Annotated in this window: 6 protein-coding genes; all 6 read left to right on the forward strand. The window is 45.6% G+C overall.

Annotated elements, in window-relative coordinates:
- The first annotated feature begins 101 nt into the window (after positions 1–101).
- Positions 102–1,457 carry a flagellar hook protein FlgE gene (gene flgE / locus B4K20_RS16680; RefSeq protein ID WP_286305623.1) on the forward strand — a complete coding sequence of 452 codons (1,356 nt, stop codon included), beginning with the start codon at positions 102–104 and terminating at the stop codon, positions 1,455–1,457.
- Positions 1,458–1,507: 50 nt separating this feature from the next.
- Entirely contained in the window at positions 1,508–2,251 is a 744-nt protein-coding gene (flgF, locus tag B4K20_RS16685; RefSeq protein ID WP_286305622.1) for a flagellar basal-body rod protein FlgF, read from the forward strand.
- A 42-nt stretch (positions 2,252–2,293) separates the two neighbouring features.
- A complete protein-coding gene (gene flgG, locus B4K20_RS16690) occupies positions 2,294–3,079 on the forward strand; it encodes a flagellar basal-body rod protein FlgG (protein ID WP_286305621.1) in 786 nt (261 codons plus the stop codon).
- Between the two features lie 131 nt (positions 3,080–3,210).
- Complete coding sequence (locus tag B4K20_RS16695; RefSeq protein ID WP_289283781.1) at positions 3,211–3,918, forward strand: flagellar basal body L-ring protein FlgH; 708 nt, start codon at positions 3,211–3,213, stop codon at positions 3,916–3,918.
- A gap of 12 nt (positions 3,919–3,930) precedes the next feature.
- The gene (locus tag B4K20_RS16700; protein WP_286305619.1) at positions 3,931–5,022 is read left to right on the forward strand and encodes a flagellar basal body P-ring protein FlgI; all 1,092 of its coding nucleotides are present in this window, start codon (positions 3,931–3,933) and stop codon (positions 5,020–5,022) included.
- Between the two features lie 2 nt (positions 5,023–5,024).
- Positions 5,025–5,304 (forward strand): rod-binding protein (locus B4K20_RS16705; RefSeq protein ID WP_289283782.1); only part of this gene is annotated, 280 nt, incomplete at its 3' end.

The following is a 5,304-nucleotide window of genomic DNA, read 5'->3' on the forward strand; positions in this document are numbered from 1 at the left end:
AGTGTATCCATTAGCTCGACCGATGGCCTGATAGTGAATTTGGCCGGAATTGGTTCTGCGTCATTTAGCGAAGTAGTTGAAATTCTTTAGGAGAACATCTTATGTCATTTAGTACAGCTTTAAGTGGTTTGAATGCGGCAACCGCCGATCTAAATGTCAAATCAAACAATATTGCTAACGTCAACACGACAGGCTTTAAGATGTCTCGTGCAGAGTTTGGTGACGTCTTTGCCGTGTCGGCGTTTGGTTCAACCAATCAAACCGCGATTGGTAGTGGCGCAGTGTTACAGAACGTGGCTCAGCAATTTAACCAGGGTAATCTGGAATTCACTGATAATTCCTTGGATCTAGCGATAAGTGGGCAAGGCTTTTTTGCTTTAGCACCTGAGTTGGATAGTGGTGAAGTCATCTACACTCGGGCGGGTGAGTTTGGTGTGGATAAGGATGGTTATATTGTTTCAAATGAGGGCTGGTATCTGAGAACGTTCCCTGTTGATTTGCAAGGCAATATTTCAGCCACAAGTATGAATGCAACCTCGCCAATTCAATTACCGGCTTCAGTGGGTGCGCCTGAAGCTACAACGGCGCTAACTATCGCGACCAATTTGCCTTCTACTTCTGATGGCATTATCGATAGTGGTACTGGTGGTATTTTGGCGATTGATCCGACGGATGACACCACATACAGCTTTTCAACATCAGCCACGATTTATGATTCATTGGGTAATGAACATATTGTGACCACTTACTATCAGCACATTGATGAAGCAGCCTTGGATGGTGGTACACCTGTCGGTGACAATCAATGGCAAATGGCTGCTTATGTGGATGGTGGTGAAGTCAAAGGTGGTACGGCTGGTGTCCCCTATGCGTTAGAAACCGATGCCAGAATCAGTTTTAATGCCGACGGTACACTTGCCAGCGTTGATGCCGATCCTGGTACGGCGGCGCTTGATGATGTGGTCATATCCTTCACAGATGGTGGTGCTACGGAGTGGGCCAGTGGTGCCGAAACTCAAGATATTACTATCTCATTGAGAGGGTCGACACAGAACTCAGGTAGCTTTAACGTCGGTGCCTTGACGGTCAATGGTTTTCCGACCGGACGTTTGACGGGTGTTGATGTGAGTGAAGAAGGACTGATTCGCGCAAACTATAGTAATGGTCAAGCCATCCCAATCGGTAAGATTGCTATGGGTAACTTTGCCAATCCACAAGCGCTGAACAAAATTGGTAGTACGGCATGGAAGGAAACAACAGATTCTGGCCCGGTCATTGCAGGAGAAGCTGCGACAGGTAGTTTTGGTCAAATTCAGGCGGGTGCATTAGAAACCTCGAATGTTGATTTGACAGCAGAGTTAGTGGGACTGATTACAGCACAACGTAACTTCCAGGCGAACTCCAAAGCGATTGAGACAAATAACGCTATTACTCAGACCATTATCAACCTGCGATAACGTTTTTAGTATAAATGCGCTGTTTAAAACAGCACATTGAGGGTGAAAAAATGGACCGTAGCTTATATATCGCCATGAATGGCGCTCAACAAACCATGCTTGCTCAGGCAGCCAATGCCAATAATTTGGCGAATGTGAACACAACAGGGTTCAGGGCTGACTTTGAGCAGTTCAGAAGTATGCCAGTGTTTGGTGAAGGTTTACCCAGCAGGGTCTACTCAATGCTGGAACGGCCTCAGACGGATTATCAAACTGGCTCGATTCAATCTACGGGACGTGATCTGGATATTTCTGTTCAAGGCGAAGGCTTTATTGCTGTGCAAGGTAAAGATGGCCGTGAAGGATACACGCGTGCAGGCGATTTGCATGTCACCGAAGCAGGGCAGCTCGTCACAGGAACGGGTCTGGCCGTGATGGGAGAAGGTGGACCTATTGCCATCCCACCGGCACAAACTGTCGAAATTGGCAGTGATGGCACGATATCTATCCGTCCTATTGGTGAAGCGGCAAATGCCCTTGCCGTATTAGACAGGATTAAATTAGTCAAACCAGACTTGCAGCAAGTGTTTAAAGATAGTGATGGCCTCATGCGTATGCAAGATGGCTCTGAAGCACCTTTAGATGCCACAGTAAAAGTCGCTTCCGGCACACTGGAAGGAAGCAATGTGAATGCGGTTGGGGCGCTGGTAAATATGATTGAGTTGCAGCGTCAATATGAGATGCAAGTCAAAATGATGGATACAACCCAGGAAAATAGTGCGGCATCGGCACGTTTAATGCAGATGAGTAATTAGCATTCAATGTAATACTGACTGCATAGATTTCAGGAGACAATTATGAATCAGGCTTTGTGGATTGCCAAAACCGGCCTTGATGCCCAACAAACACGAATGTCAGTTATTTCAAACAATCTGGCTAACGTGAATACAACAGGTTTTAAACAAGATCGTGCCGTTTTTGAAGACTTGCTATATCAGACTATAAGACAGCCTGGTGCCCAGTCTTCAACAAGCACTCAACTACCATCCGGCTTAATGATTGGTACAGGTGTTCGCACTGTTGCGACGGAAAAGTTACATGGTCAAGGTAATATTATTCAAACTGAACAAGCATTGGATATTGCTATTAATGGTCGTGGTTTTTTTCAGATTTTAATGCCTGATGGCACATTGTCGTACACTCGTGATGGTACATTTCAATTAGACTCTGATGGTCAGATTGTGATGTCAAACGGTAACCCTTTAGAACCCTCCATTACGATTCCAGCTGACACGCAGAGTATCACGGTAGGTTCAGATGGCACGGTTAGCGTAACTCAGCCAGGTACGGCTACCCCGACCATCGTAGGCAACATTGAGTTAGCTGACTTTGTTAATCCAACAGGTCTGCAGCCTATCGGTGAGAATTTATTTCAGGAAACCGGCGCCAGTGGCACACCGATAACGGGAACGCCTGGATTGGATGGCTTTGGTCAAACGATTGGGGGCGCTTTAGAAACATCGAATGTGAATGTGGTGACTGAGCTGATCAATATGATCGAAACTCAACGCGCCTACGAAATGAACTCAAAAGCGATTTCTACTTCCGATCAAATGCTGCAGTACGCCAGCCAAAATCTCTAGTTACAGCACTTGGCTACCTGGTCCCCCACCAGGTAGCCTTTTTTCTTTTTCAATATTCACTATCTTACTCATTTTTGGCACGAACTCTGCAAGATTATTTCATGTGAAGTTGGTTTTTTCGGAGTGTCAAAATGAAAACTGTTGCCCCATTTTTAGTATTTCTTGCTGTGGCAATGTTATCGGGTTGCTACAACAATGAAGTGAAGCGTGACCCCGCGTTTGCTGCTGTTCGTCCTGCTCCTATTGAACCACAAGATAATTATGACGGTGCTATTTTTGACGCACGCAGTAATATTTCTCTATTTGAAGATTATCGTGCAAGACGAGTCGGCGATATTTTGACGGTGAAGCTGGAAGAGCAGACTGATGCCGAAAAAGAAACAGAAACCACTGTCAGTAAATCAAATAGTAACAACATCGATAATCCAACATTGTTTGGTACTACGCCTCAATTCAATTTACCCAGTCAGTTACCTTTAGCCAACACAAAAGATAACAATTTGGCATTTGGTATTGGCTCTAACTCAGATTTTACTGGTGCGGGCGACAGTGATCAGAACAACAAACTGAGCGGTAATATCAGTGTTTCGGTTGTAGAAGTACTGCCAAACGGCAATATGGTGATTCGTGGTGAGCGAGTCATCACTATCAATCAAGGCAATGAATATATCCGGTTGTCAGGCATGATAAGTCCCAGAGATATTGAGGCCGATAATTCTATTTCGTCTATCCGCATTGCCGATGCTCAGATTTCTTATGTAGGAGATGGTCCGACTAATGATGCCAATGTGATGGGCTGGTTAAGTCGATTCTTCGTCAGTGCATTAATGCCTTTCTAAAGGGTGAAAGTTATGAAGTTTAAAGTGTTTATCGCATTTGCGTTCATAGTGAGTTCGAGCATGGCTTATGCCGAAAGGGTCAAAGACCTAGCCTCAATTGCGGGTGTGCGAAATAACCAATTAATTGGTTATGGCCTTGTAGTCGGCCTCAATGGTACGGGTGATAAAACCAAGTTTACCGGCCAAAGTTTACGAAACATGCTGGTAGAAATGGGCATCAATATTCCGCCAGGTACCGACCCAAAAAGTAAAAACGTAGCAGCCGTTTCAGTTCATGCCGATTTGCCGCCTTTCATGAAGCCTGGACAAACCATTGATATCACCGTTTCTTCTTTAGGGGATGCGAAAAGCTTACGTGGTGGTAGTTTATTGATGACCCCTTTAAAAGGGGCAGATGGACAGATTTATGCCATGGCACAAGGCAATTTAATTGTAGGTGGTTTTGGTGCTGACGCAGCTGATGGTTCACGCGTTACCGTCAATATTCCCAGTGCTGGTCGTGTGCCTAACGGTGCAACCGTCGAGCGGGCGGTCAGAAATGCATTGAATGTAGGAGATTCGATTATTCTGAATCTACATAGCCCTGACTTCACCACCGCCAGTCGTTTAAGTGATGCGATTAACCATACTCTGGGTAAAAACACGGCCTTTTCGATGGATGCTTCTTCCGTAAAAGTTAATGCGCCACGAGATCCTAATCAACGAGTACCCTTTTTATCACTGATTGAAAATTTAGAGCTGAGCCCAGGTGAGGCTCCTGCCAGAGTCGTGGTTAACTCACGCAGCGGAACGGTGGTGATTGGTCAGCATGTCAGAGTGAGTCCAGCTGCTGTCACTCATGGCAACTTATCAGTCACTATTTCAGCAAATCCTGAGGTTAGCCAGCCTGAACCGTTCTCACAAGGACAAACCGTGGTGACGCCTAACTACGACATCAATATCACGGAAGAAAATAGTCGTATGTTTGTGTTTAACCCAGGCGTGTCACTGGATGAAATCGTACGTGCTGTGAATCAAGTTGGCGCGGCACCTGGTGATTTGGTCGCTATACTTGAGGCACTCAAACAAGCGGGTGCGCTTAAAGCAGACTTAGTGGTCATCTAATCATGGCTTACGAATCGAATATTGCCCAGTCCGCTGTTGACTTTCATGGTCTGAACCAACTGCGTCAGCAAGCGGTGAAAGGTAGTGATGCTGAGCAAACACTTAAGCAGGTGGCTGGTCAGTTTGAGTCTTTATTTGTGAATATGATGCTCAAGTCCATGCGCCAAGCCAGTTTAGCTGAAGGCATGTTTGATTCGACACAAAGCAAAATGTATCAGGATATGGCTGATCAGCAACTGGCCTCAGATTTATCGATGCGAGGTGGTCTGGGACTGCAAGATG

Origin of the sequence: Methylophaga sp. UBA5088, assembly GCF_002414625.1 — a bacterium.
Classification (GTDB): Bacteria; Pseudomonadota; Gammaproteobacteria; order Nitrosococcales; family Methylophagaceae; genus Methylophaga; species Methylophaga marina.